Below are 25,834 nucleotides of genomic sequence, written 5' to 3' on the forward strand. Positions count from 1 at the left end.
GACGGCTAGTTCAGGTCTTTCCTGACGCGCTCGATCATTTCGGCGCCGAACGAGATATACGCCTGTGCGCCGCGTGACGCGCGGTCATACACAACACCCGGCATCCCGTAACTGGGTGCTTCGGCCAGACGCACGTTGCGCGGCACGACGGTCTTGAAGACCTTGTCGCCGAAGTGCGATTCCAGCTGCGCGGACACCTGCTGTTGCAGCGTCATGCGCGGATCGAACATGACGCGCAGCAAACCGATGACGCGCAGGTCGTCGTTGATGTTGCGATGCACGCGCTTGATGGTGTTGACGAGGTCCGACAAGCCTTCGAGCGCGAAATATTCGCACTGCATGGGAATGATGACGCCATGCGCGGCCGCCAGGCCGTTCAAGGTAAGCAGGGACAGCGTGGGCGGGCAGTCGATGAGTACGAAGTCGTACTGGGTCGCGACGGTGTCGATGGCGGCCTTCAGTTGACGCTCGCGCTGGTCCATCTGCACCAGATCGATCTCGGCGCCGGACAGTTCGCGGTTGGCCGGCAGCACGTCGTAACCACCGGACTCGGACTTCACGCGCGCCTGCTCGATGGTGGTCTCGCCGATCAGCACCTGGTACAGATTGGACTCCAGCGAGTTCTTGTCGATGCCGCTGCCCATCGTGGCATTGCCCTGCGGATCCAGATCCACCAGCAGCACGCGCTGATTGTGCGTGGCAAGACCCGCCGCCAAGTTGATGGCGGTTGTCGTCTTGCCCACGCCGCCCTTCTGATTGGCAATGCAGAAAACGCGGGCGGATGTGCTGGGGGGTATGTTCTTCATAGGGTTCCTTGACTGCGGCGCATCCAGATCAGGCAGCGTTCTGCTTGCAGCTCCGGCACCTGGAGCGGCTGAATATGGTCGACTTGCCATTCCCCGCGCGCGTGCAGCGCCTGGATTTCTTCTTCGGGGACCTTGCCCTTCATGGCGACGAGGGTACCATTCTTGGCTACATGGCGACCCGCGAGTTGCGCAAAATCATCCAATGATGCAAACGCTCGCGAGGTGACGATGTCGCACTCGGCGGGATCCAGCGTTTCAATGCGCGCGTGCCGCGATTGCAGGTTGGGCAAACCCAGCGCGCCGCTCATCTGGCGCACGAACGCGGTCTTCTTTTCGACGGCGTCGACGCAAGTCACGGACCAATGGGGCTGCATGATCGCCAGAACGACGCCAGGCAGGCCACCGCCCGATCCGACGTCGAACACCTTGGCTGGCGCGTCGGGCGCGGCCAGCGCCTCGCTGAAGGGCTTTACGGCCGCGAGACTGTCGAACAGATGCTGCACGAGCATCTGCTGCGGATCGCGAATGGCGGTCAGGTTGTAGGTGCGATTCCAGCGCTGCATCTGCGCCAGGTAATTGAGCAGTTTGGCGATGGTGTCGTCGTCGGGGCGCAGGCCGAGCAGCTCGCATGCACGAGTGAGTCGGCCGGCCATGTCGATGCCGGCCTGATTGGCGGGCGCGCTCATGCCGCTTGCTTGCGCGAGCCGTAATGCAGGCGCTTCAGGTGAATGAGCAGGAGCGAGATCGCAGCCGGGGTGACGCCGGAAATGCGCGCGGCCTGGCCGATCGTTTCCGGACGATGCGTCTTGAGCTTCTGGCGCACTTCAAAGGACAGGCTGGTCACGGCGTCGTAATCCACGTCCGCCGGAATCGGCTGTTGTTCATGGGCGATGTGCTTTTGCACTTCGTCCTGCTGCCGTGCGATGTAGCCGGCGTACTTGACCTGGATCTCGACCTGTTCCGACAGCACGTCGTCTTCAACGACCCCCGGGCCGGCGAGCAATGTGCCATCGGCGTTTTGGGCGCCCATCAAGGCTTCGTAGGAAACGTTCGGCCGTTTCAGCAGATCAGCGAGTGAGTACTCACGTTCAATTGCCTTGCCCAGCAGCGGTTCGGCGACCTCGGCCGGCAGCAAGCGCGGATTCACCCATGACGACTTCAAGCGTTCGACCTCGGCCGCGACCGCGTCGCGCTTGCGGTTGAACGCATCCCAGCGTGCATTGTCGACAATTCCGAGTTGTCGGCCGATCTCGGTCAGGCGCAGATCGGCATTGTCTTCGCGCAGGCTAAGTCGGTATTCGGCACGAGAAGTGAACATGCGATAGGGCTCGGTCACGCCACGGGTGACCAGGTCATCGACCAGCACGCCCAGGTAAGCCTCATCGCGGCGCGGGGTCCACTGTTCGCGATCCTGCGCCTTCAGCGCCGCATTCACGCCAGCCAGCAATCCTTGCGCGGCCGCTTCTTCGTAGCCGGTGGTGCCGTTGATCTGGCCAGCAAAGTACAGACCTTCGATGGCCTTGGTCTCGAGCGTGCTCTTGAGTCCACGTGGATCGAAGTAGTCGTACTCGATGGCGTAGCCGGGCCGCATGATGTGCGCATTCTCCAGCCCGGGCAGCGAGTGGATCAAATCCAGCTGCACGTCGAAAGGCAAGCTGGTCGAGACGCCGTTGGGATACACCTCGTGCGTGTCCAACCCTTCCGGTTCAAGGAAGACCTGGTGGGACTGCTTATCGGCAAAGCGGTGGATCTTGTCTTCGATGGACGGGCAATACCGCGGACCCACCCCTTCGATGACGCCGCTGTACATCGGCGAGCGATCCAGACCGCCGCGAATGATGTCGTGCGTGCGCGCGTTGGTGTGGGTGATCCAGCACGGCAGCTGGCGCGGATGCATGGCCACGTTGCCCATGTACGAAAACACGGGAATCGGGTCCAGGTCGCCGGGCTGCTCTTCCAGGATGGCGTAGTTGATGGTGCGCCCGTCAATGCGGGGCGGCGTACCGGTCTTGAGGCGGCCTTGGGGAAGCTTCAGTTCCTTCAGGCGCTGACCCAGCGAAATAGCCGGCGGGTCGCCGGCGCGTCCGCCCGAATAGTTCTGCAGGCCAACGTGGATCAGGCCGTTCAGGAATGTGCCGGCGGTCAGCACCACCGTCTTGGCCCGGAACTTCAGGCCAACCTGCGTCACGGCGCCAACGACGCGATCGCCCTCCACCATCAGATCCTCAACCGCCTGTTGGAACAGCCACAAGTTCGGCTGGTTCTCGAGGCGGCCGCGGATGGCCTTGCGATACAGCACACGATCCGCCTGCGCGCGCGTGGCACGGACAGCCGGCCCCTTCGAGCCGTTCAGGATTCGGAACTGGATGCCGGACTCATCCGTGGCCAGTGCCATGGCCCCGCCGAGAGCGTCCACCTCTTTGACGAGGTGGCCCTTGCCGATTCCGCCGATGGACGGATTGCAAGACATTTGGCCAAGGGTCTCGATGTTGTGCGTGAGCAGCAGCGTCTGCGCACCAGTACGGGCTGCAGCCAGAGCCGCTTCGGTGCCGGCGTGGCCGCCACCGACGACGATGACATCGAATTCGCGGGGATAGTCCATGATGGGGGAAGGTAAAGAAGAGAGCGTTCGGCGCTCATTATAGAGGCAGGGTTTGCATGTTTCACGTGAAACATTTTGGGGAGTGTGTTTTGCGCCAACAGGCCTGTATCGGGTCGCCCGAAAGCTTGTGGGAGATGGGCCCACAGGTCTGAAAGTATCGGCATCTGCCGGTGTTATGGGCTGATGTTCCACGTGAAACATCCCCTTCGCTTGTCGACTGAGTACGCCGCAACAAGGCTCGTGCGTTGTTTCACGTGGAACATTCATTCGTTAGGGGACTTGGTGGTTCGCCTAGATGGCCAGAGGCATCGGCGCGAGGGCTGAAGTCCGTGCCTATAGCGCCTCCTCCGCCATCCCGCAGGCGAACTCCGGACGTATGGGTCTAGGCGGCGGGCGAGTCTTGGAGGAACTGGAAAATGGGCAGGAGACTGTTTCACGTGGAACATTCCGCGGGGCAGCATCGAATCGCAAGCGAGCCGGGTTGGTCCCTTTAGACCCAATGGCGGGCTCCATACTTATGTCCCCTCGCCCACCGTCAACATCGTCGCGCATAGGACGTGTAGCGGTATCTGAGATCCCCGGGCGCGGATGACCGAATTCTTTGCACCGCACGCTGACGTCACGCTTAGACAGCGGAGACTGCCGTCAGCTATGTTTGGGTCAGGTACGCCTGCCAACCGCCTGTGCATTCGGACTTTAGGCAATCATTCCTCGCCACACAGAGCCCCTATCCGGGCTGCGGACCAACGGGTGTTTCACGTGAAACAAGCGCTTAGTTCGGGGGGGTACCGATGGCGCACATCGATAAGCGGCAGCCATATGGGCCAATCCGTACGAATTGATGAGGCGATATATGGGTGCCAAGACCTCGAGTATCGAAGTCCGGAAACGCCTTCACCAGAGGGGGCCCGATGCGCACCACCGTTATTCAACACCATCCAGTGTTTCACGTGGAACACCGGGCACCAATGGACGGTTGTGGTTAACCTCGCTGTACTCGATGCCAGCTGGCCGTCGGCCGTTCGAACTAGTTTTCGGTGTTCTGTCGGTGATTGATATGGCCGCGGTATTCGACGCTGCTCGCGCGCTCTACCAGCACGGCCAAAGCAACGTAGATGCGAGTCGTTCCTTTGGACCGCATCCCCAACAAGCTGAAGTCGTGGTCTCGAGATCATCCCGAATCTACCGTCACTCGCACTCCGCTCAAGACGGCCGATGTTTCACGTGGAACATCCAAGACATAGATCACGCGGCTGGCCAGCAGCTATGTTCCACGTGAAACACCCGAAGCAGCCGCCGTCTATCCCACCGCCACATCTCACTTTCTGCGGGAAGGCCCACATCAATAAGCAATGCCTCGATCAGCAGCGTGTGATCCAGGAAAAGTAAGAAAGCAGAAAAATATCGATTTATTCCACCCTACCCTACCCCTAGCCCAAAAAAACGAATTTTTCAGACCACAGCGGTTGGAAAAAACCTCAGAGGATGATTCGAAAGCCGCATTAAAGTTCCCGGGGTAGCCAACCAGGTAGCTGAATGCGGCAAGCGAAACGGTTCTCACATTCCGTTCCGACGGCCGGCAGCATGAAACTTCAACACAGGTTGATGCCAACCGAACGGCAAGCAGGAACCATGAAGCATGTGTTCCCAGCGTAAAACCTAGGGCTTATCCACAGACAACGGCTAACCGCCGCGCTCTATGAAAACGTTCGAATTGCTCAACGCCAGACTCGGGTTACGCACATTCTTATCAACAGGCCATCAAGGGTGCAAGCCAGTACACGCCATGCATTGAAGACCCGTGCATACCATCAACAACAGCACAAGCCACCGAAGGCCCAACTGCCGCGGGTTCCCGCAACACCAGCAGGCACGGCTGGCTTCAACGGTTGTCTTATCCACAGCTCCTGCACCGCGATCTGCCGACGTCGGCCTCACACCACGATCTCGTTGGCAGGCATGCTAATGCCAGCGCGGACTGCGGCCACGCTGACCAAAATCGGCGGCGTACATCGGCATGATGCTGCCGGCCACCTTAAGCAAACTCGCCGCGCAGACTACTGGAGGGCACGTTATTCACAAAATTATCCCCACCCCAAGAATCCACCGAAATGCACATGCCCACGGCATCGATCTTCATTGACCCGACAATCATCTTGCTCGGACTCTGCCGCCCGCACCATCATCCATATGGCCGAGACGACAACACTTCATGTGAAACGCTGTGGAAAAGTCGGCGGAAGAAGATCCATGAGCAATTCTCCGTACGACGAGTGAGTCGCAGGCATCGTTGGGATAATCCAGTGCCCGGTTCCTGTCCGACCCTCTCAAATCATCAATGCAACGTGGCGCGCCAACCGCTTGGCGAAGCTCGTCCTGCTCACGCCAAGCATCGGGATAACTCCGCAATTCCCGTTCCCGGACCCTAACCCTTTCGTCGATATCCCCACTTCTATCCACAGGCACAGACCCTCAATTTGGGCACCCAGAGGCGTAATTCTGTGCATAACCGGGATGGGGATATCTTTGTGAACAACAGACAGGATTCAAGCCCGGACTCGCCAAACCGAGCCCGAACGGCGCGCCTGTCAGCGCAGGAAAAAGCCCGCGGGCGAGCTGGAAATAATGCGCAAATCCGCGAGTTTCCCTATGAGAACGCGGATTAAACCCTCTCTACAGCGCTCGAGCGCAGGCAGAATGATTATTCACGGGAAACCCAATCTGGTTGCCGTTATTGATGCTGATATCTGTGCAAAACCGGATTGACCACTGTCAGATTGCTTCATTACTGAGCAGCAAAATCAACGACGCCGGGAATAATTATCCACAGAGTTATCCAGTGGTCGAGAATATGTTAGTGAACACTAACAGCGCGTGTTTTTAATAGGCACGACCAGACTGCCAGGCGCCACAAAATGGGAGGCCAAATGAAACAACGCCCCAGACCCGGAGGTCTTGGGGCGTTGTAGCCAGGCCGGGCCTGGCGGACGGGAAATTGGGATTTCCCGATTTAGAGCGGGCGAATGTCGGCCGCTTGAGGTCCTTTCGGACCATCCTTAACTTCGTATTCGACTTCCTGGCCTTCGTTCAGGCTGCGATAGCCGCGACCCTGGATGGCGGAAAAGTGTGCGAACACATCGGTGCCGCCCACGTCCGGCGTGATGAAACCGAAACCCTTGTCAGCGTTGAACCACTTGACTTTGCCCTTCTGAGCCATTTTCTCTAGCGTCCTGTAATTAAATCGAAATGCAATGAATCAAGGACGCCGTGCGAACTGAACGATCGGTGCAAAACCAGTGTTCCCGCTTGTCGCCAGAGCGGCAGACCGAGTCCGCGCGCTGCTTGAATCAACTGCGGAATCAGCATACTCATCCGGCATTACCGAGTCATATAGTTGTTTACCCCAATGTCGCTTTTTTTCACTGGAACGGCAATACCGCCTGACGGAATTAGCCTTGCCGACGCGCCAGAATCGCGTAAATAGGACCGGTCACGATCACCACGAAAACCATGCGCGTGACGTGAAAAGCGGTCACCACCGGAACGCCCAACTGCAGCACCTTGGCGGTGATGGCCATCTCTGCAATGCCGCCTGGAGTCGTGCCCAGAATCAGCGTGGGAATTGGTGCGGCGGACCATAGCGAAAGCAATGAGCCCACGCCAAATGCAAGTGCCAGCGCAAGGATCGTGAAGCCAGCCACCGCCGCCATGAATCGCGGTGCGGCACGAAAGAAGTCGGGGCGATAACGATCGCCCAGCGACCAGCCGATAAGGAGTTGCCCCGCCTTGGGCACAAAGTCCGGCAACGCGGATAGCTCTATGCTCGACGCGGTGAGAATCATGGCGACAAGCATGGGCCCCAGCACCCAGGGATTGGGCAGCCGAAACTTCATGAAGGCAGCGCCGCCCACGATAGTCAGGGCCACCAGCGCCGCAAGCCCCACCGCATGCACATCGCGCGGCCCCGGCACGGTCGGATCCAGCCCCGCCACGCCCCACCACTGAAAGATGAAAGGTACGGTGACCACCACCAGCAAGACGCGCACGCTGTGCGCGGTGGCCACGCGATCGATCCTCGCGCCGTGGCGCTCGGCCAGGTTGGCCATTTCGCTTGCACCGCCGATGGCCGATGAAAACCACGCGGTCTTGAAGTCCACATCGGTATAACGACGCAGAATCGCGGTGCACAGAAATGCGAGCGCCAGCGCAAACAGCATGCCGGCAATGATGGGGCCGGCGTTGCTGCCGATATGTCCGATGACCTGCGGCGTGAAGTACAGCCCCAGCGAGGCGCCGATGACCCACTGGCCCGCATTGCGAGCTGGCCTCGGGCACGCCGTTCGCAATCCGGCAATCCGGGTGGCCGCGGTCAATAGCAGCGCGCCCAACATCCACGGCAGCGGCATGTGCGCCCACACCGCCAACAACGCGCCGATCAGCGCAATACAAAATCCAGCCAGCACTCGGGCCATCCTGTTCTGAACCACAATCCCGTCCGCGTTGGAAAACTCTTGAAAATGGAATTATGAGTTAGTGGGATACTTACGAGAAATTTCCTCGGCTACCCGTGTTTACTTCGCGTCCAACATGATCCGCTCCAAACTCCCCGACGTCGGCACCACCATCTTCACCGTGATGAGCCGCCTGGCCATCGAGCACAAGGCCATCAACCTGGGCCAGGGCTTTCCTGACTTCGATCCGGATCCCGCGCTCTGCGCGCTTGTCACCAAGGCAATGGCCGACGGGCACAACCAGTACCCGTACATGCCCGGCGTCGCACCCCTGCGCGAGGCCATCGCGGCCAAGACCCGGGAACTGTATGGCCATGCCTACGATCCCGAAACCGAGATCACCGTGACCAGCGGCGCAACCGAAGCGCTGATGGCCACGGTGCTGGCGGCCGTGGGCAGCGGCGACGAAGTGGTGGTGATCGAACCTTGTTATGACTCGTACCTGCCGGCGATTCGCCTGGCTGGCGGCACCGCGGTTCCCGTGCCGTTGCGCGCGCCCACCGAAGCCGATCCGTACTACCGCATCGACTGGCAACGCGTGCGCGACGCCATCACGTCCAAAACCCGTCTGTTGATGCTGAACTTTCCGCACAATCCCACGGGTGCGGTGCTGGACGACAGCGACCTGGATGCGCTGGAAGCCATCGTCCGCGACACGGGTGTGCTGCTGGTGTCGGACGAGGTCTACGAACACATTGTGTTCGACGGCAAGCCGCATGCCAGCGTGGCGCGGCGCCCCCTGCTTGCCGAACATGCGTTCGTGATCTCTTCGTTTGGCAAGACGTATCACACCACCGGATGGAAGATCGGTTATTGCTGCGCGCCGCGGCAGCTGAGCGCCGAACTGCGCAAGGTGCATCAGTTCATGGTGTTCACCGTGCCCTCGCCCATGCAGTTCGCGCTGGCCGAGTTCATGCGCGATCCCAAGCCCTACCTGGAACTGCCGGCGTTCTACCAGGCCAAGCGCGACCGTCTTTCGCAAGGCCTGGCCAAGACGCGCTTCCGGCCGCTGCCCAGCCCCGGAACGTTCTTCCTGCTGGCTGACTACAGCCAGATCTCGAAGCAGAACGAAGCCGACTTCGCGCGCGACCTGACCGTCAATCATGGCGTGACCGTGATTCCCGTGTCGGCGTTCTACCGCCACCCCGATGCGCCCGAATCCAATCATCGGATCGTGCGCTTCTGCTTTGCCAAGAAGGACACGACGCTGGATGCGGCGCTGGAGCGCTTGAAGCAGGTCTGACATTCAATATATGAGCAAAAGCTCATATATAAACGGGCGTGCCACCTTGTGCGGCACGCCTGAAAAAAAGGGGCGCCGAAAGGCGCCCCTCAACGTTTGCCGGCCTGGATTTGAGCCGGTGTGCGCACCGTCAGGGGCGCATCACCGCGCCATCAGACCGGCCCAGCGGCAACCTTTCTTGCGGCCCGCACACGACGCAGGACCTGCGGCACGATCACGACCGCCGCGGCGCCCGTCCACAGCGCAATCGAGACCGGGCTGGCGAACAGCACACCCACGTCGCCATCCGTCATCGACAAGGCGCGGCGCAAGTTCTGCTCCATCATGTTGCCCAGCACGACGCCCAGCACCAGCGGCGCCATCGGCACGCCGAACTTACGCAGGAAGTACCCAAGCGTGCCAATGCCCGCCACCAGCAGCAGATCGAACGTGCCTGCGTTGATTGCATACACGCCGATGTAGCTGATGCACAGAATGCCCGGCACCATCAGCCAACCCGGCACAGACAGCACTTTGGAGAACAAGCGGACCAGCGGCACATTCATCACGAAAAGCAATACGTTCGCCACGAACAGCGAGGCGATCAGGCCCCACACCAATTCAGGCTTGGTGTCGAACAGCACCGGACCCGGCGTGATGTTGTAGAGCGTCAGCGCCCCCATCATCACGGCGGTAGTGCCGGAGCCGGGCACGCCCAGCGTCAGCATCGGCACGAACGAGCCGATGGCCGAGGACGTCGCGGCCGCTTCCGGCGCGACCAGGCCGCGCATGTCGCCCTTGCCGAATTTGGCATCGGGATCCTTGGCCTCGATGATGCGCTTTTCCTGCGAATAGGCGACGGCCGCGGCCACGCTGGCGCCAGCGCCAGGCAGCACGCCCACGCCGAAGCCGACCAGCGCGCTGCGCACGACGCTCCACCACGTGAATGCCATCTCTTTCAGATTGAACAGCTTGCGCCCGCTGGGCTTGACCTCGACGCTGTGGCCAGCCACTACCTTTTCAAGCATTTCCAGCATCTCGCTGACCGCGAACAGCGCAATCACCACCACGACGAAATCGATGCCGTCGGCCAAGTGGACGGACTCGAAGGTATAGCGATACACGCCCGAGTTCGCGTCCACGCCCACTACCGAAATGGACAGGCCGATCATCGCGGCCAGCACGCCCTTGACCGGTTGCTTGCCAAGCAGGCTGGTCAGGCAGCAGAACGCGAAAATCATCAGCACGAAGTATTCGGCGGGGCCAAACGCGAGCGCCCATTTCGCCAGCATCGGCGCAAGCAGGATGATGCCCACTACCGACACGATCGCCCCAAAGAAAGCCGACCACGCGGAAAGCGTCAACGCCACGTTGGCCAAACCCTGCCGCGCCAGCGGGTAGCCGTCCAGCGTCGTCATGATGGCGCTGGCTTCACCCGGCACGTTCAGCAGGATCGCCGTGATACGGCCGCCATACTCGGCGCCCACATACACCGCGGCAAGCAGGATCAGCGCCGTTTCCGGCGGTAGATTCATGGCGAAGGCGATGGGGATCAACATGGCCACGCCGTTGACGGGCCCGAGCCCTGGCAGCACGCCCACCATGGTTCCGATGAAGGAGCCGATGGCCGCGACCAGCAGGTTCGTCAGGGAGAAGGCGACGCCAAAGCCTATCGACAGATGATCGAGAATGCCGCTCATATCAGGTTCTCCAGCAGTCCGCCGGGCAGGACGACGTCCAGCACCTTGTCGAACAGCACGAAAAAGAAAAGACTCATGACCACACCGCCGATCGCGCACTTGATCCAGCTGCCGCCAAAGAGGCGTCCCACGAAGATCGTCATGAGCGAAGTTGCGATCACGAAGCCCAGCCACTGGAAGAGAAAGGCATAGGCGGTCGCGAACACGACCATCAGCGCGATGCGTCCGTTGGCGCCGGCGGAATTGCGCTCGACCGCATGGCCGCCCTTGTAGACGAGACGCAACCCGCACAGGCCGATGATCAGCGCCACAAGCAGGGGAAAGGCGCGCGGGCCGACGGGTTCGTAGGCGAAGGGCGCCTCGATGCTCCAGCCGGCAGCCGTCATGAAGACGGCCAGCGCCAGGGCGGCAATGCCCAGGATTCGATCATTCATGGTCCAGGTTTCCGTTCAAGTCGGATGGCGCGGCGCAGCGGGCCCGGCCCTGCCGCCGCCCAAGGCGGGCGGCAGGTGTGCCCCTTGCGGGCGCTGTCGGGAATCAGCCTGGCGGCTGGCTTACTTTTTGATCAGGCCAAAGGTGTCGGCGAGCTCGCCGTACTGCTTGACCTGGTTCTTTACGTAGGCGTCCAGTTCGGGGCCGGTCTTGTTGAAGGGGAACAGACCCTGCTGCTGGCGCAGCTTCTCGAACTCGGGCGCGGCCGTGGTCTTGTTGAACGCGTCGACCCAGAACTGGTAGTCGCTGTCGGACACCTTGGGACCGACGTAGAAGCCGCGGATGATGGGCCAGACGATGTCGTAGCCCTGTTCCTTGGCGGTAGGCACCGAACCCAGCTTGCCCGGCAGGCGCTGGTCGTTGAAGACGGCCAGCACGCGGATGGGAGCGCCGCCCTCAAGCATGGTGAAGGCTTCGGCGGCGTCGCCCATGTAGGCCTGGATATGACCGCCGCGCAGCGCCGTCACCGCTTCGCCGCCGCCTTCGAACGCGACAAAGCGCATCTTCTTGAAGTCCACGCCCGCCGCCTTGGCAGTCAGCGCCGCCTTCATCCAGTCCTGGCTGCCCACGGTGCCGCCCGCGCCCAGCACGATCTTGGTCGGATCCTGCTTGAAGGCTTCCATCAGGCCCTTCAGGTCGGTGTACGGCGAGTCGTTGCGGACCACAGCCACGCCGTAGTCGGTGCCGATCGCGGCCAGCCAGCGCACGTCGTTGACGTTGTACTTGCCGAACTTGCCCTGCGCCAGGTTGAGCAGGGAGCCGCCGGAGAACGCGACGATGGTGCCCGGCTCGTTCGGATGCTGGGCGACGATGTTGTTGTACGCCACGGCGCCGATGCCGCCGGGCATGTAGACGATGCGCATCGCGGTCTTGAGCGCCCCGCTCTGCTTCAGGCCTTCGGTGGCCAGGCGGCAGGTCAGGTCGAAGCCGCCGCCGGGCTGTGCCGGGGCGATGCATTCCGGACGGCGGGGCTCGTCGGCGGCATGCGCCGCGCCGAGGGACAAGGTAATGGCGCCAAGCGCCGCCAGGGCTGCGATGCGCAGCTTCAGACTCGTCTGCATTCTTGCGTCTCCAGGATTTATTGGTCTAGGTATCGCTGGCAGCGGCGCGGCGGCGGTTGATCGCGTCCCACGGCTCCAGTGGACGCCACCGTACAAAATCGAACCTTTCCATAACCTTTCAATTCCGGCCGATTTCGTGACGCGGCGCAGCATCCTGGCCCGTTTCCAGGGAAAACACCAACGCCGCGCGCAATCCCGGCTGCCCGTTCCGGTTTTCCAGCACGAGACGCGCCCCCAGGATTTCGGCAATCGTGCCCACGATCGCCAGGCCCAGGCCCGCGCCGGATGTGTTCTTGCCCGCCGCGCCCCGCCGGAACCGCACGCAGGCCCGGGCAATGTCCTCGTCCGACATGCCGGGACCGTCGTCTTCCACGGCAAGGCGGGCCTGGCTGGCGTCCGCGTCGATCCGGACCGTGACCACGCCGCCCGCTGCCGCATACCGGATGGCGTTGTCCACCAGGTTGCTGACCGCCTCGCGCAACAGCCACTCGGCCCCGCTGACCACGACGGGCCTGCGGTCGGCCTCCAGACCGATGTCCAGTTGCCGGGCGCGGGCATCGGGTAATTGGGTGCGGATCACCGCGTCCGCCAGCTCAACCAGGTCCACCTGTTCGGGTGCCGAACCGCCTTCGGCCAGCGAGGCGTCCTTAGCGCGCGCCAGGGCGAGCATCTGGTTGGTGGTGCGTACGGCCCTGTCCAACCCCTCTTGCATCGCCAGAAGGGCTGTACGGACCTCCTGGGGGTCTGTTTCGCGCAGGGCATAGGCCATCTGGGTCCGCAAAACCGACAAAGGCGTGCGCAACTGATGCGATGCGTCGTCCAGGAACTGCGCCTGCACCCTCCCCAAGGCCGCAAAACGGGCCATGTGGAGATTTATGGCCGCCACCAGGGGTAGGACCTCACCTGGCATCTCGGACGCGCTGACGGGGCTTAAATCGTCTGCAGACCGGCCTTTGACTTCCTGACGCAGACGCTCCAGGGGACGCAAGGCCATGAAAACGCCCAAAACGATCACCAGGACGCTGATGAGGATCACGGCAAGGTCCCGCTCCACCGAGCGCACCAAAACCTTGTGGAGGAACGCCTGGCGGCTTTCCAGGCCCTCTGCGACCTGCACGATGACCCGCCCGCCCTGGTTGGCGTACAGCGGCGGATCCATGGGCCGCGCCAGCGCCGCCACCCGGACGGGCTGCCCCTGGTAGGTTGCATAAAAAAACCGCGGCTCGCCCGACACGAGGGGCTGGTCCGGCAGGGGCAGCCCGGGATGGCCGATTTCGGCCAGCCCGTCCTCGGTCGCCACCCGGTAGAACACGCTGCCATTGGCCGTCAGCTCGAAAAATTCAAGCATCAGGTAGGGCTGCTCCATGGCTAATCCACCGCTGGCTGTGGATATGTTGTGGTCGATCGCGCGCAGCGCGCCGGCGAGAGACCGGTCATAGGCAATGTCGACCTGGTTGCGCAACTGGTGGTTGGACAGCCAGAGCGCGCCCATCATCACGAACACCAGGGTCGGAATCAGCCACCAGAGCAGTTGCGTCTTGAGCGTCCGGGCGCGTTTTTTTGCTGAAAAATCAACGCTGTTTTTCGGACTTCTAGTTGTCAACAAGGTTCTCCAGGCAATACCCCATGCCGCGCATGGTCACGATTTGCACACCGGTATCCGCCAATTTTTTGCGCAACCGGTGAACCAGGACCTCGATGGCTTCCAGGTTGACGTCCGCATCGTCGGTGAGGATGCGGTCAAGGATCTGCTGTTTGTTGATGGGTTCACCGCTTTTCTGGATCAACACCCGCAGTACCGCGTGTTCACGTGGGGATAACTGCAAAGGCTGTCCGCTCACGGTGAATTTTTGCGCGGAAGTTTCAAAAACCAGGTCTCCCAGCGTCAGGCGGGGATGTTCGCGGCCGCGACTGCGGCGAATCAAGGCAATCAGGCGCGCCTCCAACTCTTCCACAACAAAGGGTTTCGGCAGGAAATCGTCCGCTCCCTCGTGAAGTGTTCCGATCCGCTCGGCCAAGGAATCGCGCGCGGTCAAGACCAGCACCGGCGTACGGTCGTCCCGCGCGCGAATCTTCGCCAGCAAAGCATGGCCATCCATGCCCGGCAATCCCAGATCGAGGATGACTGCATCGAAATCCTCGATGGCCAGCCTTCTTTCGGCGACCAGTCCGTCATCTGCCCACTCCACGACAAAGCCGGCATGTCTGGCCAGGCTTCTGGACAACCAGCGGGCAAGTTCAGCTTCATCTTCGATTAGCAGGATACGCATGGACGCAGTCCGGGGGGCGGTGGATGGGCGGAATGGGAAAGCATGTTTGGCTTTTCCTTTTTTTTTCTTTATATAAAGACTAATGATTAATAAGGGCTGTGGATAACTACCTTAACCTTGAAAACCTCTTTGCTTTCATTGCCTTGCGTCCGTTTTTGCCTGTGCAAGAACTCTGTGTGGGAAAAAAGCTGAAGTTGGACAAGATTTTGGACCTCGTCCGAAACCCCTGCTTGTTCAACTTGCCTCCACAACATGTGCACAACAGCGCTACTTAGGAGTTATCCACAGGCCTCATCTGGCAACCGAGCCTCGAAAAGGGCTCTTTTACCCCGGAAAACCGCCCTTCGCCTACCCTGATTTTTGCCCTTGCAGCGCCTCAAAACGGGCCGCTAAGCGACGTTCGGAATCGGGGATTCGAGGGGAGACGCGCACGGCCCGCTGACGGTGAACTGAACAAAAAGTGAGCAGAATCCGCCGTAGAATCCGGCCATGGATAGCGACTTGAAACTGCGCCGACCGGCCTGGGCCAGACGGTTGAGACGCGGACTTTTGGTGGAAAACCTGGCCTTGACGTTGTGTGCGGCCGCGGTGGTTGGCGCCCTGGGTGCGCTGTCAACGGTGGTGTTTCGCGAACTGCTGGGCTGGATGCAATTGTTGGTGGGAGGCGGCGAGGTTCCCCACGGCATGGTGTCGCTGGCGCGGGGACTGGATCCCTGGCAGCGATTTCTGATGCCAGCGGCCGGGGGCGCGATCGCCGGCCTGATCCTGCAGGCGGCCACCCGATGGCTGCCCCGGCGCGGGGCCGCCGACTATATGGAAGCCATTTCCATCGGACGTGGCGTCATCGGCTTTCGCCAGACGGTCGCGCGCAGCCTGTCCTCCATTTTTTCGATCGGTTCCGGCGCATCCATTGGCCGCGAGGGGCCGATGGTGCAACTGGCGGCAATGTGCGCCTCGTTGACGGGCCGCTACCTAGTGCTGCCGCCCCGTCATCTCAGGCTGCTGGTGGCCTGCGGCGCCACCGCAGGCATCACCGCGGCGTACAACGCGCCAATCGCGGGCGCGGTGTTCATTTCCGAAATCGTGTACGGCGTGATTTCAACGGCGACGCTGGTGCCGCTGGCCGTCGCTTCTGTTGTCGCCAACATCGTCACGCGGCAGGTGCTGCACTACGACGCGGTCTTTCAGATGCCGCATTTCGAGTTCGTGTCGGGCTGGGAAGTGATCAATTACCTGGGACTTGGCCTGATCGCGGGTCTGGCCGCGCCCCAATTCCTGCGATTCCTGGACTTTTCCCGCGCGGCGTTTCGCCGGTTGCCGTTTCCGATCTGGGCCAGGATGGCGGCAGGCGGGCTGGTCGTGGGGGCGCTGTCCGTGATCGATCCCGCGGTGTGGGGCAACGGCTACAGTGTGGTGAACAGCATGCTGCATACGGATTGGGCGTGGCAGGCGGTAGCCGCCCTGCTCTTGCTCAAGACATTGGCCACGGCGGCCAGCGTCGGGTCCGGCGCCCTGGGCGGCGTCTTCACGCCGACCTTATTTGTGGGGGCGGCGCTGGGCGCGCTGTACGGGACTGCGCTGCAGGGCCTGTTTCCAGCCGGCAGCCTGTCGGCCGTGTCCAGTTATGCGGTCGTGGGAATGGGGGCGCTGTTGGCCGCCACCACGCATGCGCCGCTGATGTCGATCTTGATGATCTTCGAGATGACGCTGAGCTATGAGGTCATGTTGCCGCTGATGCTGGCATGCATGACGGGATACGTGATTGCACAGCGCATCCGGCCGGCGTCCGTCTATGCGAAATCGCTGGCGAACAACCGGATTTCCGCTCACCTGATGGCAAAAAAAGGTAGACCGATAAATTACGAGTAAAAGCTCATATATTCGGTTTGCCCGTTCTTGTGCGGCGGAGAGCGCTGCAAAAACGCCTTATATAAGGGGTTTTTGCATGAAAATGCGGTTCAGCCCGATCTCCGTGGCGCGGTGCGTTTCCGCATAGCCGCGCCGCGTGTAGATGGCGATGTTCTCGGTCATTGCTTCCTGCGTGTAAAGCCGGATCCGTGAAAAGCCGGCGCGGCGCGTGGCGTCTTCGGCCCATTGCAGCAGTGTCCGGCCGTGCCCTTTTCCTTGCGCGGTTGGCGACACGGCGATGTTGTCCAGCAGCATGCAGCCGTCGTCGGGTTCGGGTATCAGCACGATGAGGCCTTCGATGCCAGCGTCCGATTCCAGCACATGAACCAAGCCTTGCGCGACGCGCGCCGGATAGTCGTCCAGCATGGGGCCGGGCGTGGCGCCGTTGCGTGCGATGTAGGGGGAGTAAGCCTCGCGGACGATGTGCTCGATGCGGGCGACATCGGCGGGTGTCGCGGCGCGGATACGAAAGGGGGTGGGATTCGTATTCATGACGACGCGCCTCCGGTTATTTTCCCGATGCAAAAGCGATAGGTGCAATCTGACTGGTCGAATCTAACACGGAGTCCATGTCCGGCGCCGTTCGTGATTCAAGATCCATATCCGCGGGCCACTGTACTCTGGGAGCCAGGCGTAAGGCGATGTTGTAGGGAGCGACGTCGTTGGCGTCACGCTGTTCGGCACGGTCGGGGTCGAGGCCGTTGATGCCGTTCTGCATGTAGGCGCACACATACGCCCAGAAGTTGGAGGTGTTCGCAGCGTCGGTGTTTAAGTGAAAGCGCGTCACGACGTTGTTGGTACCCGGCTCCACCACCGCGATGGAGACGCCTTCTTTGATGATGAGACCTCCGCCTGGCGTCGCGCCGCGGACTTTCCATTTCTCTGCGCGCAGATTGTCCCAGTCATAACTCGCCGTCGTCACATACCCGCGCTCGAACGGATTCCACCAGACTGAATGGAAGCCATAAACGTAGACCTTGCGACGTAGGCGATTGAAGCGGAGCGGGAGATCTCGCGGTGGGCAGACCTCGGCACGATAAAGAACAAATGCCGTCCAGATTCCGATCGCGAGTGTGCCAATGTGTAGTAGGAAGATTCCTGCAAGCTCAAAGGTAACTCCGGCAGCTGCCGTACTTGTCGCATAGATGTCCTGTGCGGCAAACACTACAAGACTGACATCTGTCCATGCGACTAGCAGTAATAGGAAAAATAAAGCACCGCGGATACTTGAGGTATTCCGAGCGAATTCGACATATGTTTCATCCATGTGAGTCGGAGACCGCCAGAGCAACATCGGGGGTTCATTGAGAGCGTCGTTGGGGCCTGGCAGATCGCGTTGCCAGCCGGTGCACGAGGGATTCAGTCGAGGTCTTGCCATTAGAGTTGCTCAGTGATTTCTATGGCTGCGTAGCCGGAGCTATCGCTTTTATCTGGCCAGAACGCCACAACGAAAGTTGCCGATTTGATATTGTTGAGCGAATCTAGCCAGAACCGGCCGCTGAGGATTGGCCGAGAGGACGTCGGTGCAGTCTCACTATCCAACGTGTAATCCGGCCTATTCAAGGTGGAAACAGGCATGGGTGGGGCTGTATCGTTGATTTGCCCGGATGCGATGACGTGGGAAGATAGATGGGGAGTGCGTTTAGCGCCTTGTGCTAAACCAAAGCGCTCGGTGGTAAGCGTAAAGCGGTATCGAGATTTTTGGGCATCAAATCCAGGAAAAGTTGCGCTGTAAACAAGCGCTTTTTCTTTCTTGAATGCGCCCCGGTTCTTGATCATTCCGATGTCTTCGTTGTAGAGCTCATCTGTTGACATCGCTCGGTCTTCCTTAGAGAAGCGGAGGTCCACATCCATGCCGATCACTGCCGCATTAAGTGCAGCAATTGAGACTTCCATGTCTGCCGGATGGCGCCAGCGCTCATCCGCTTGACCGAAATAGCATCGCCGGGCCCACTTTTCCAATGCATCGGATTCGAGGATCTTTGCGAGTTGCGATACTGCGAAGGCGGCGAGTCCGATCGCGATACCCGCTCCCAGCCCCCCGATCAGCGAGAGTAAACCTACAGCTCCAAAAGAGATCATGGCCGCCCCGAAAATCGATAAAGCCCCAGCAAATATGTGGGCCCGACGGGCACCTACGTCACCAGCTTTAGAAACGCGAGCGGCAGCACGAAAACTAGCACCAGCATCCGCAATCCCCGCCAAAGCCGAAATCGCTCCCCCCACCATCACCATCTTTGAACCCAACCCGACGACGCGCGTGAGCACGGGAGTTTTCTCCGCACCCCAGCGCAGCACGAACCCCCGGGCAGCCTCCGCCGGTACCTTGATCGCCAAACCAGCGGCTTCAACACTCGCACCCATGAAGCCCAGCGCCACGCTATAAAACGCCGCCACAGCCTCCGGATGCCGGGCTCCGACTTTCGCATCCAGGTCAGCTAACGTGCTTTTCAAGCTGTCCTGCAGAAAATACAGGCCGATGAAAGACAAGCCACCATCCACGCTACCCACGGCCAGGCTCTTCAAGCTTGCAAAGGTGCTCCCTGCAATACGACGCGCCCCCGCCGCGCCAACTTGCAGGCCCTCGAGCACCGCGGCGGCAGCGGGTTCCAGATTCTTCAGGCCGGCGTTGACCTGGCGTAGCGCAGATTTGGCTTCTCTGTTGATCTCTTGCCCAAGTGCGCCAGCAGCCTGCCTGATGTCTTGCGCGCCCTCCCTGGCTTCGCGGCTGAAATCCAGGATGCGCTTCTTGACCTCTTCTGCAGTTCCATGCGCCCATAGCGTGACGTCGATGAGCACATTGCGGACATTGGCATTGGGGATGGTGATCAGACTGCCCAGCAACATCGCACGTGCGCGCTTGCCGGCGGCCTTTTGGGCGGCGTTGGCGTGCTCGCGAATCTCGCTCGACAGCAGCTCGAAGCACTCCCCCACCGTGAGCTGGATGGTGACCTGGGTGAATTTGGCCTTACCGTACAGCCAGGCGGCGCCGGACTGGAGGTTGTCCAAGGCCGCCTTGGTGCCGATGCTCAGGGTGTTTTCGAGGCGATTACTCGCATCGTGAATGGCCGCCAACAACTGATCGGCAGATTCAACAACGAGCGTCCGGCGCCAATCGCTTCCCTCCTTGCTCGTGGCGACCATTTTTATCGCGTCATAGTATTTCTTGCCTGCTTCTGAGGGCATCGCGTTCGAGAACAAGGGTTCGAACGCCTGCTGCAAGTCGGTGTATTGCCCATTGAGCGCGATGTAGGCCGGACTACCTGCGTCGGACAGCAGGTCTTTCCATGCCCTGCTGCTAGGACCCAACGCTTGCGGCGTGGGCTTTTCGCCGGGTTGGCTCTCGTCCGCCGGCGTTGTCTGCTGTGGCGGGGCATCCGTGATGCCGCCCGCGAGACAAGCCGCGGTGGTGCTCAGGCGGCATTGCTGCGAACGCGCATCGGCGTCCGCATAGTCCAATGCGATGATCCGGCGCCAACTGGCGCCAGCCACCAGGTCGGCCCAGTCGGTTGCATAAGCGTCGATCTGCTTTTGAAAGCTGTCGTCTTCCTTGTCATACGCATCCTGAAAAGTCTTTCGCCCCGCAGGGCCAGTTTCCCAGTAACGATCTTCCAGCCGGGCCATGCGACGCCCGGTCTCGCGATTGATCACGCCAGCACGTTGTTGTGCTGGGTCGTGGAATACGGGCGGGACGCCGGATTCGCTGGACGTCCAATAGTCGCTGGGTGGCGGCGGTGGCGGGTGTGCAGCCTCTACTTGCTGGGCGATGTAACTTTTGATTCCGAGCAGGCACTGCGAGGTGAGGTAGGCATACCGCCGTGTTGGCTCTTCACGCCACCGCTGGCGCATCGTGTTGACAGAAAGACGCAGACTGTTGAGCTCTGCGGCCATGCCCACCGGATCGGGCAGAATGAGTCCTGCAACCCCCTTCGCAAGCCCATGCTGCTTTTCGAGCATGCGCAATTGCGCCTGCATGGCTTCAAGGCGGGCATGACGGGGATGCCAGTCATGAACGCTACCGAAGTCGCGCGTGCCGATGGCGTACTCGGCGACATGCTGGGCAAGATCATCACCGTGCTCAAGGGCAAGCGCCTGGTTGCCACCTGTCGGATCCTGCTTGAGCGTGATCAGATTGACCACCCTGAACCGCTCCCGATAATCAGCGGGCAATGCCTTTCCATCAGCGTGCTTGCCGGTGCGATAGGCATCGAGTGTTGCCTTAGGCCAAGGGTCCTGTGAAAACGCGATCCAGGCCTGCTTGTGCGTTGCGGTGTCGATGTTGATGAACGCCGAGCGCAGATCGTGTCCGGCGTCCAGGCAAGCTTTGGCTAGGGGCTCGGGTTCCGCCCGTGGCATGGAGAATGGATTGAACTGGCGCAGATAGCCTTCCGGGGTGACCTGATAGGCATGCCAGATTTCTTTGTCCAGCAGCACATAGACATACCCCTGCCGCAATACACGCAATGCGGTCTGAATAGATTCGTGACTGAGTGCGCCATGCTGCTTGAGTCCGCCTGTGACCGGCATGATGGCAAGCCGTAGCGGCAGGATCGGTAAGCCGGTACGTTCACACGCGCTGCACGTGCCGGTGGGATTGGGCGCCGCCTGGCGCCGGGCCTGGGTCAGGGTCTTGCTGATGCTCATGTGTAGTTCGCGGCGGGAGGTAATGACGCAACGATGCGCTGCCACGCAAAGTCGTCGTATTTTTCAAAGCGGGCTTGCAATGTGGACTGCCCTGCGACGGCGGCTTGGATGTCGTCCTGTATTTCTGGATGCCTTGGCAGATGGGGATGAATGAAGACGCGATGCATGCACAGGTCGATGATGTCGGCGCTCAGGCGCAAGCGTGAGTTCTGTGCGTCACGGATCATCCGGAAAGCGTGCACGGCGGCCTGGGGCGGAAGAATCGTGGGACCACGCCAGCGCATTGGGGCATACGTCACGGGGAATCGGAGCGCGGCGCGCCAGACATCCAGGAAATCGCTGACGAGCGGTGCAAGTTGCAGTGCCTGTCGAACGAGTGCAGGGGCATCCGAGCCGGCTTCGGTGGGGGAGCCGCGAAGTAAGGTGAAGGCGCCCCAGCTGGTCGGGCAAAGCCAACGTTTGACGGGCCATAGCAGAGCAGGAAAGGCGTGTTCCATTGATGCCGCGAGCAGTTCGAGCCGCAACGGCTCGAACCACGGCGTCATGCGTTTTCCAGCTATAGGCACGATGACATCCAGGCAGCGCGCTGCCAAGTGATCGGCGAGCGCAGCGAGGGATTGATCACTGGTCAGCCATCCGCACACATAGCGCTTTTTATAGTTGGCATCATCACGCGCGGAACGTTCGGCGGCTGCGAGCAGAGAAATGTCCGCGGCACCTTCTGGCGCGGCCAGCTGTATAAGCGCCGGGCACGCGTCGGGCGTATGGGCAAGGTCTGGCCGGATGACGCGTGCGATCGCCTGTTCGCCCAACGCGTGGGTTAGCGACTGAATGCTAAGGGGATCTTGTGGCTCGCACGGCGCGAGCGGGTCCAGCAAGAGGTAAAGATAGTCGCTGGGGGCGCGTTCGAGACGGGCAAACGCTTGTACGGCGCTCTGCATCATCTGGCACGCTCCAGACAATCAGAATGTGCGCTTTCCAGAACCTCGCAGCCCAGAACCAGTTCATTTCCGCCGCCGCCCCCCTGCATCTTGAGCGGACCTTTAATCTGGATGGAGATAGCGTCAAGGGTTATGCCGGTGCTATCTATTCGAATGGTTCCACCCGGCCCTTTAATGATGAGCTCTTCTCCAGCATGCAGGGAGTAGTCCCTTGTCCGACGTCGGATGGCCTGGCCCGCCTGCAGTTCCGCTCGCCCCGCCACGGTCTGCTCCTGGTGCCCGCCAATACTCACCCAATGATTCGCCACAGTCTTGTCTCGGCGGTTGTTGCCAACTTCCTCGGTGCGGTCCTTGCCGGTGTAGATCGTGTGATTACGTCCCACCGTCAGAAAGTCATCTCGCCCGATGTCATGCCGCCGATCCTGGCCGATGTTCACCTGCTCGTCATTGCCCACCGTCTCCCTGCGGTCGTGGCCGATGGTGATGGTTTCGTCGTTTTCGACCTGCTCGCTGCGGTCGTGACCCACGAACGTCGACTCATCGTGGTTGACGTGGATGTTCTGGTCCTTCTGCGCGTGGACGTAGATTTCTTCCTGATCCTTCTCGTCCTCAAAGCGCAGTTCGTTGTACCCCTCGCCCTTGTGGGTCTTCGTCTTGATGGTCATCCGCGTCTTGTGGCGGGGCAGTTCGTAGGGCGGCAATTGCAGACGGTTGTATACCCGGCCAGTGATCACAGGCTGGTCGGGATCGCCGTCGAAGTACGAGACGATGACCTCTTGTCCGATGCGGGGAATGGCCATGTGGCCCCACGTGGCGCCAGCGATGTTCTGGGATACGCGTATCCAGCAGGAGCTGTGTTCGTCTTCCTTGCCAAGCCGGTCCCAGGCGAACTGGACCTTCACGCGGCCGTATTCGTCGGTGTAGATCTCTTCATTGGGTGGGCCGACCACCACGGCGTTCTGCGGTCCGTCGATGCGGGGCCGGGGCAATGGCTCTGCGCGCCATTCGGCGTCGTCCGGTACCAATTCAGCCTCGTAGTGGTACCGAGTCCCTGACGCGGCATCGGCGCTTTCTTCGGCCTGGCTCGTGTATTGGATGCCGCGGTGGACGATGCGGACCGGGCGCCATCCGCGATTCATGTCCTCGCGTGGGTGCCCGGCCAGCGTGAAGGAGATGCCAGGCTGCAAGCGCGGGTCATCGCCTTCGACCAAGGCGATGCGCGCGTCGCGCCGATGCCCGCGCAGGCGATTCTCGGCGAAGGGCTTGCCGGCCTCGTCGAACTTGGCGCGGGCGGGGTAGTCGTAGCGCTCGTAGCGGCGGCCTTGATGGTCCAAGTCGCGCCCATCGCGGCTGTGCTGGTGGGTATAGCGGGGATGGTGAAAGGTGTAGTCGCGCTGCGTCTGGCGCGCGGTGCGAACGTTCTCGGTATAGGTGAAGCGACGCAGCGCAGGCTGCGGCTGATCGCCGCCGGGCATGGGGTTGTACTGCACCGGCGCGTCGCCGACGCGGCCGTGAATAAAGAGGCGATCGCTGTGGACAAGTTGATGTCCTTCGGCGCCATGACGGAAGGAATAGAAGAAACCTTCCTCGCGCATGATGCGTTCGACAAAGTGATAGTCCGTGTCGCCGGCCTGCACGCAGTACTCGCGGGACTGGTGCTCGGTGGTGCTGCGCTGCTCGTAGTCCTGGTTGAGGCCATGCTCCTTGAGCACGGCCTCGGCAATCTGTGGAACGGTCAGCGCCTGGAATATCCGCCAGTCAGAACTGAGCGCGAGGCGTGCCAGACGCGGTTCGACGACAGCCGAATAGCGCGTGCGCCGAAAGCCGGTTTCGCCCTGGACGAATGAGGACACCGCGCCGTGCACGTACCGGACAGGCGTGTCGCCGTGCCAGATGGTAAGCAGCGCAGCGCGGTCCACCACCGCGCCGAAATCGATGGCGGGATTGGCGCTGGCCAGTTCCGCTTGCAACGTGAAAGGCTCGGACAAGCCTTCCTGGAGCGAGAACTCGACGACCTCGAAGGGCTCTTCGCCAATGGCGAACGTGAAGCGCAGATCGGATTGGGTAGGCATGGCGAGCTTCCGGTTGGGACAGACCGCTCGGGTCGTCCTTGGTGCCAAAGGGCACCACCGGTTGTAAAAGCCGCCGATATTTCGTGTAAATCAGAAGAGTCTTATTAGTTAAGAAAACGGATGTGCGCAAGCATGTTGCAGGGTAAAGACCCTGACTACTTCCCGATGCAAAAACTGGAAAAAATCTCCCCCAGCAAATCATCGCTGGTGAATTTGCCGGTAATGCTGGACAAACTATCGTGCGCCAGCCGTAGTTCCTCGGCAAACAGGTCCAGCACCCGGTCATCCTGGCTGGCATGCGCGGCGGCCAGTTCCAGATGTTCGGCCGCTTCCTGCAGTGCGTGCAGATGCCGTTCGCGCGCGAGCCACGGCGACTCGGCGCCGGGGTTCCAGCCTGCGATCTGCAGCAGTTCGGCGCGAAGCGCGTCCAGCCCCGCGCCGCGTTTGGCCGAGATGCCCAGTTCGCCGGGACCGGGGACGAACGGCTCGGGCAGCAGGTCGACCTTATTGAATACCTTCAGTACCGGCGTGCGGGCGGGCAGGCGCGCGGTGATCTGCGCGTCGAGTTCGTCGCCCGGCTGGGTGGCATCCTGCAAATGGAGGATGACGTCGGCGCGTTCGATTTCCTGCCAGGTGCGCGCGATGCCGATGCTTTCGACAGTGTCTTCGGTTTCGCGCAGGCCGGCCGTGTCGACAATATGCAGCGGCACGCCATCAATATGGATTTCCTGCACCACTTTGTCGCGCGTGGTGCCGGCAATTGGGGTGACGATGGCGATGTCGTCGCCCGCCAGCGCATTGAGCAGACTGGACTTGCCCACGTTGGGCTGGCCGGCCAACACCACATGCAGGCCTTCTCGCAGGATGACGCCCTGGCGCGCCTGCGCGATCAGCGCGGACAGGTCGCCGGCCAACGCGTCCAGGGTGGGACGCGCCTGATACTTTTCCAGGAAGTCGATCTCTTCTTCGGGAAAATCCAGCGTCGCTTCGACCAGCATGCGCAGGTGAATGATGCGGTCGGACAGGTCGTTGACGCGTGCCGAGAATTCGCCCGATAGCGACGCCATGGCGCCGCGCGCGGCCGCGACCGACGAGGCTTCGATCAGGTCGGCCACCGCTTCGGCCTGCGCCAGATCCATGCGGTCGTTCAGGAAGGCGCGGCGCGTGAATTCGCCAGGTTCGGCCAGTCGCACGCCCAGGTCGCGGCCGGCGGCAAGGCAACTGTCCAGCACGCGGCGCAGCACGGCCGGACCGCCGTGGCCCTGCAGTTCCAGCACGTCTTCGCCGGTGTAGGAATGCGGCGCGCGAAAGTAGATGGCGATGCCTTCGTCCAGCAGTTCGCCTTCGACGGTCTTGAAGGGAAGATAGTGCGCATGGCGGGGCGTGAGATCGCGCTGAAACAGGCGCCGCACCAATTCGGACAGGTCCGCACCAGAAATGCGCACGACGCCGATGCCGCCTCTTCCGGGAGCGGTGGCAATGGCGGCAATGGGGGCGTAAGCGGACATATCGACGTAGATGACAAGGCGAAACAATAGGGGAATATAACTGTTGCGCGGCGCGTTGTTTGCTGGTTACTGTGGCCCCGAGGTTCAAAACCCGAAA

At 61.2% G+C, this 25,834-nt stretch carries 18 protein-coding genes; 2 read left to right on the plus strand and 16 right to left on the minus strand.

Annotation, left to right across the window (positions count from 1 at the left end; genetic code table 11):
- Window positions 1-5: 5 nt before the first annotated feature.
- The 5 genes from HV786_RS12070 to HV786_RS12090 all read right to left on the minus strand — a co-directional run bounded on the left by HV786_RS12070 (window position 6) and on the right by HV786_RS12090 (window position 7,880).
- The gene (locus HV786_RS12070) at window positions 6-806 is read right to left on the minus strand and encodes a ParA family protein (RefSeq protein WP_062839281.1); all 801 of its coding nucleotides are present in this window, start codon (window positions 804-806) and stop codon (window positions 6-8) included.
- The gene (gene rsmG / locus HV786_RS12075; RefSeq protein ID WP_175210947.1) at window positions 803-1,492 is read right to left on the minus strand and encodes a 16S rRNA (guanine(527)-N(7))-methyltransferase RsmG; all 690 of its coding nucleotides are present in this window, start codon (window positions 1,490-1,492) and stop codon (window positions 803-805) included. The genes HV786_RS12070 and rsmG overlap by 4 nt, the downstream gene beginning before the upstream one ends.
- A complete protein-coding gene (gene mnmG, locus HV786_RS12080) occupies window positions 1,489-3,408 on the minus strand; it encodes a tRNA uridine-5-carboxymethylaminomethyl(34) synthesis enzyme MnmG (RefSeq protein ID WP_128829662.1) in 1,920 nt (639 codons plus the stop codon). The genes rsmG and mnmG overlap by 4 nt, the downstream gene beginning before the upstream one ends.
- A gap of 3,010 nt (window positions 3,409-6,418) precedes the next feature.
- Complete coding sequence (locus HV786_RS12085; protein WP_056320589.1) at window positions 6,419-6,625, minus strand: cold-shock protein; 207 nt, start codon at window positions 6,623-6,625, stop codon at window positions 6,419-6,421.
- Window positions 6,626-6,857: 232 nt separating this feature from the next.
- Window positions 6,858-7,880 (minus strand): AbrB family transcriptional regulator, encoded by a 1,023-nt coding sequence (locus HV786_RS12090; protein ID WP_128829663.1) that lies wholly within the window; start codon window positions 7,878-7,880, stop codon window positions 6,858-6,860.
- Window positions 7,881-7,995: 115 nt separating this feature from the next.
- Between HV786_RS12090 and HV786_RS12095 the strand changes: the two genes are divergently transcribed.
- Window positions 7,996-9,162 carry a pyridoxal phosphate-dependent aminotransferase gene (locus HV786_RS12095; RefSeq protein WP_128829664.1) on the plus strand — a complete coding sequence of 389 codons (1,167 nt, stop codon included), beginning with the start codon at window positions 7,996-7,998 and terminating at the stop codon, window positions 9,160-9,162.
- A gap of 152 nt (window positions 9,163-9,314) precedes the next feature.
- Here the strand turns inward: HV786_RS12095 and HV786_RS12100 are convergent, their stop codons facing one another.
- The 5 genes from HV786_RS12100 to HV786_RS12120 all read right to left on the minus strand — a co-directional run bounded on the left by HV786_RS12100 (window position 9,315) and on the right by HV786_RS12120 (window position 14,664).
- The gene (locus HV786_RS12100; RefSeq protein WP_128829665.1) at window positions 9,315-10,841 is read right to left on the minus strand and encodes a tripartite tricarboxylate transporter permease; all 1,527 of its coding nucleotides are present in this window, start codon (window positions 10,839-10,841) and stop codon (window positions 9,315-9,317) included.
- Complete coding sequence (locus tag HV786_RS12105) at window positions 10,838-11,275, minus strand: tripartite tricarboxylate transporter TctB family protein (protein ID WP_128829666.1); 438 nt, start codon at window positions 11,273-11,275, stop codon at window positions 10,838-10,840. Before HV786_RS12105 ends, HV786_RS12100 begins: the two co-directional genes overlap by 4 nt.
- 120 nt (window positions 11,276-11,395) lie before the next feature.
- Window positions 11,396-12,394 carry a Bug family tripartite tricarboxylate transporter substrate binding protein gene (locus tag HV786_RS12110; protein WP_062839288.1) on the minus strand — a complete coding sequence of 333 codons (999 nt, stop codon included), beginning with the start codon at window positions 12,392-12,394 and terminating at the stop codon, window positions 11,396-11,398.
- Window positions 12,395-12,512: 118 nt separating this feature from the next.
- Window positions 12,513-13,997 carry a sensor histidine kinase gene (locus HV786_RS12115; protein WP_420809638.1) on the minus strand — a complete coding sequence of 495 codons (1,485 nt, stop codon included), beginning with the start codon at window positions 13,995-13,997 and terminating at the stop codon, window positions 12,513-12,515.
- Entirely contained in the window at window positions 13,987-14,664 is a 678-nt protein-coding gene (locus HV786_RS12120) for a response regulator (protein ID WP_175210949.1), read from the minus strand. Before HV786_RS12120 ends, HV786_RS12115 begins: the two co-directional genes overlap by 11 nt.
- 489 nt (window positions 14,665-15,153) lie before the next feature.
- Here HV786_RS12120 and HV786_RS12125 point away from each other — a divergent pair, with 489 nt between their 5' ends.
- Window positions 15,154-16,533 carry a ClcB-like voltage-gated chloride channel protein gene (locus HV786_RS12125; protein ID WP_128830288.1) on the plus strand — a complete coding sequence of 460 codons (1,380 nt, stop codon included), beginning with the start codon at window positions 15,154-15,156 and terminating at the stop codon, window positions 16,531-16,533.
- A 57-nt stretch (window positions 16,534-16,590) separates the two neighbouring features.
- On the opposite strand, the gene HV786_RS12130 is transcribed toward HV786_RS12125, so the two are convergent.
- The 6 genes from HV786_RS12130 to mnmE all read right to left on the minus strand — a co-directional run bounded on the left by HV786_RS12130 (window position 16,591) and on the right by mnmE (window position 25,737).
- The gene (locus HV786_RS12130; protein WP_175210951.1) at window positions 16,591-17,064 is read right to left on the minus strand and encodes a GNAT family N-acetyltransferase; all 474 of its coding nucleotides are present in this window, start codon (window positions 17,062-17,064) and stop codon (window positions 16,591-16,593) included.
- A 16-nt stretch (window positions 17,065-17,080) separates the two neighbouring features.
- The gene (locus tag HV786_RS12135) at window positions 17,081-17,839 is read right to left on the minus strand and encodes a DUF6708 domain-containing protein (protein WP_175210953.1); all 759 of its coding nucleotides are present in this window, start codon (window positions 17,837-17,839) and stop codon (window positions 17,081-17,083) included.
- 110 nt (window positions 17,840-17,949) lie between these two features.
- Window positions 17,950-21,216: a T6SS effector BTH_I2691 family protein gene (locus tag HV786_RS12140; protein WP_128829670.1), complete on the minus strand. Its 3,267-nt coding sequence runs from the start codon at window positions 21,214-21,216 to the stop codon at window positions 17,950-17,952.
- The gene (locus tag HV786_RS12145) at window positions 21,213-22,160 is read right to left on the minus strand and encodes a hypothetical protein (protein WP_128829671.1); all 948 of its coding nucleotides are present in this window, start codon (window positions 22,158-22,160) and stop codon (window positions 21,213-21,215) included. Before HV786_RS12145 ends, HV786_RS12140 begins: the two co-directional genes overlap by 4 nt.
- Window positions 22,157-24,229, minus strand: a complete 2,073-nt coding sequence (locus HV786_RS12150) for a type VI secretion system Vgr family protein (RefSeq protein ID WP_128829801.1) — start codon at window positions 24,227-24,229, stop codon at window positions 22,157-22,159. Before HV786_RS12150 ends, HV786_RS12145 begins: the two co-directional genes overlap by 4 nt.
- A gap of 155 nt (window positions 24,230-24,384) precedes the next feature.
- Entirely contained in the window at window positions 24,385-25,737 is a 1,353-nt protein-coding gene (gene mnmE / locus HV786_RS12155; RefSeq protein WP_056327776.1) for a tRNA uridine-5-carboxymethylaminomethyl(34) synthesis GTPase MnmE, read from the minus strand.
- Window positions 25,738-25,834: the final 97 nt, after the last annotated feature.

It is taken from the genome of Achromobacter mucicolens, assembly GCF_902859725.1.
GTDB classification, from domain to species: domain Bacteria; phylum Pseudomonadota; class Gammaproteobacteria; order Burkholderiales; family Burkholderiaceae_B; genus Achromobacter; species Achromobacter mucicolens.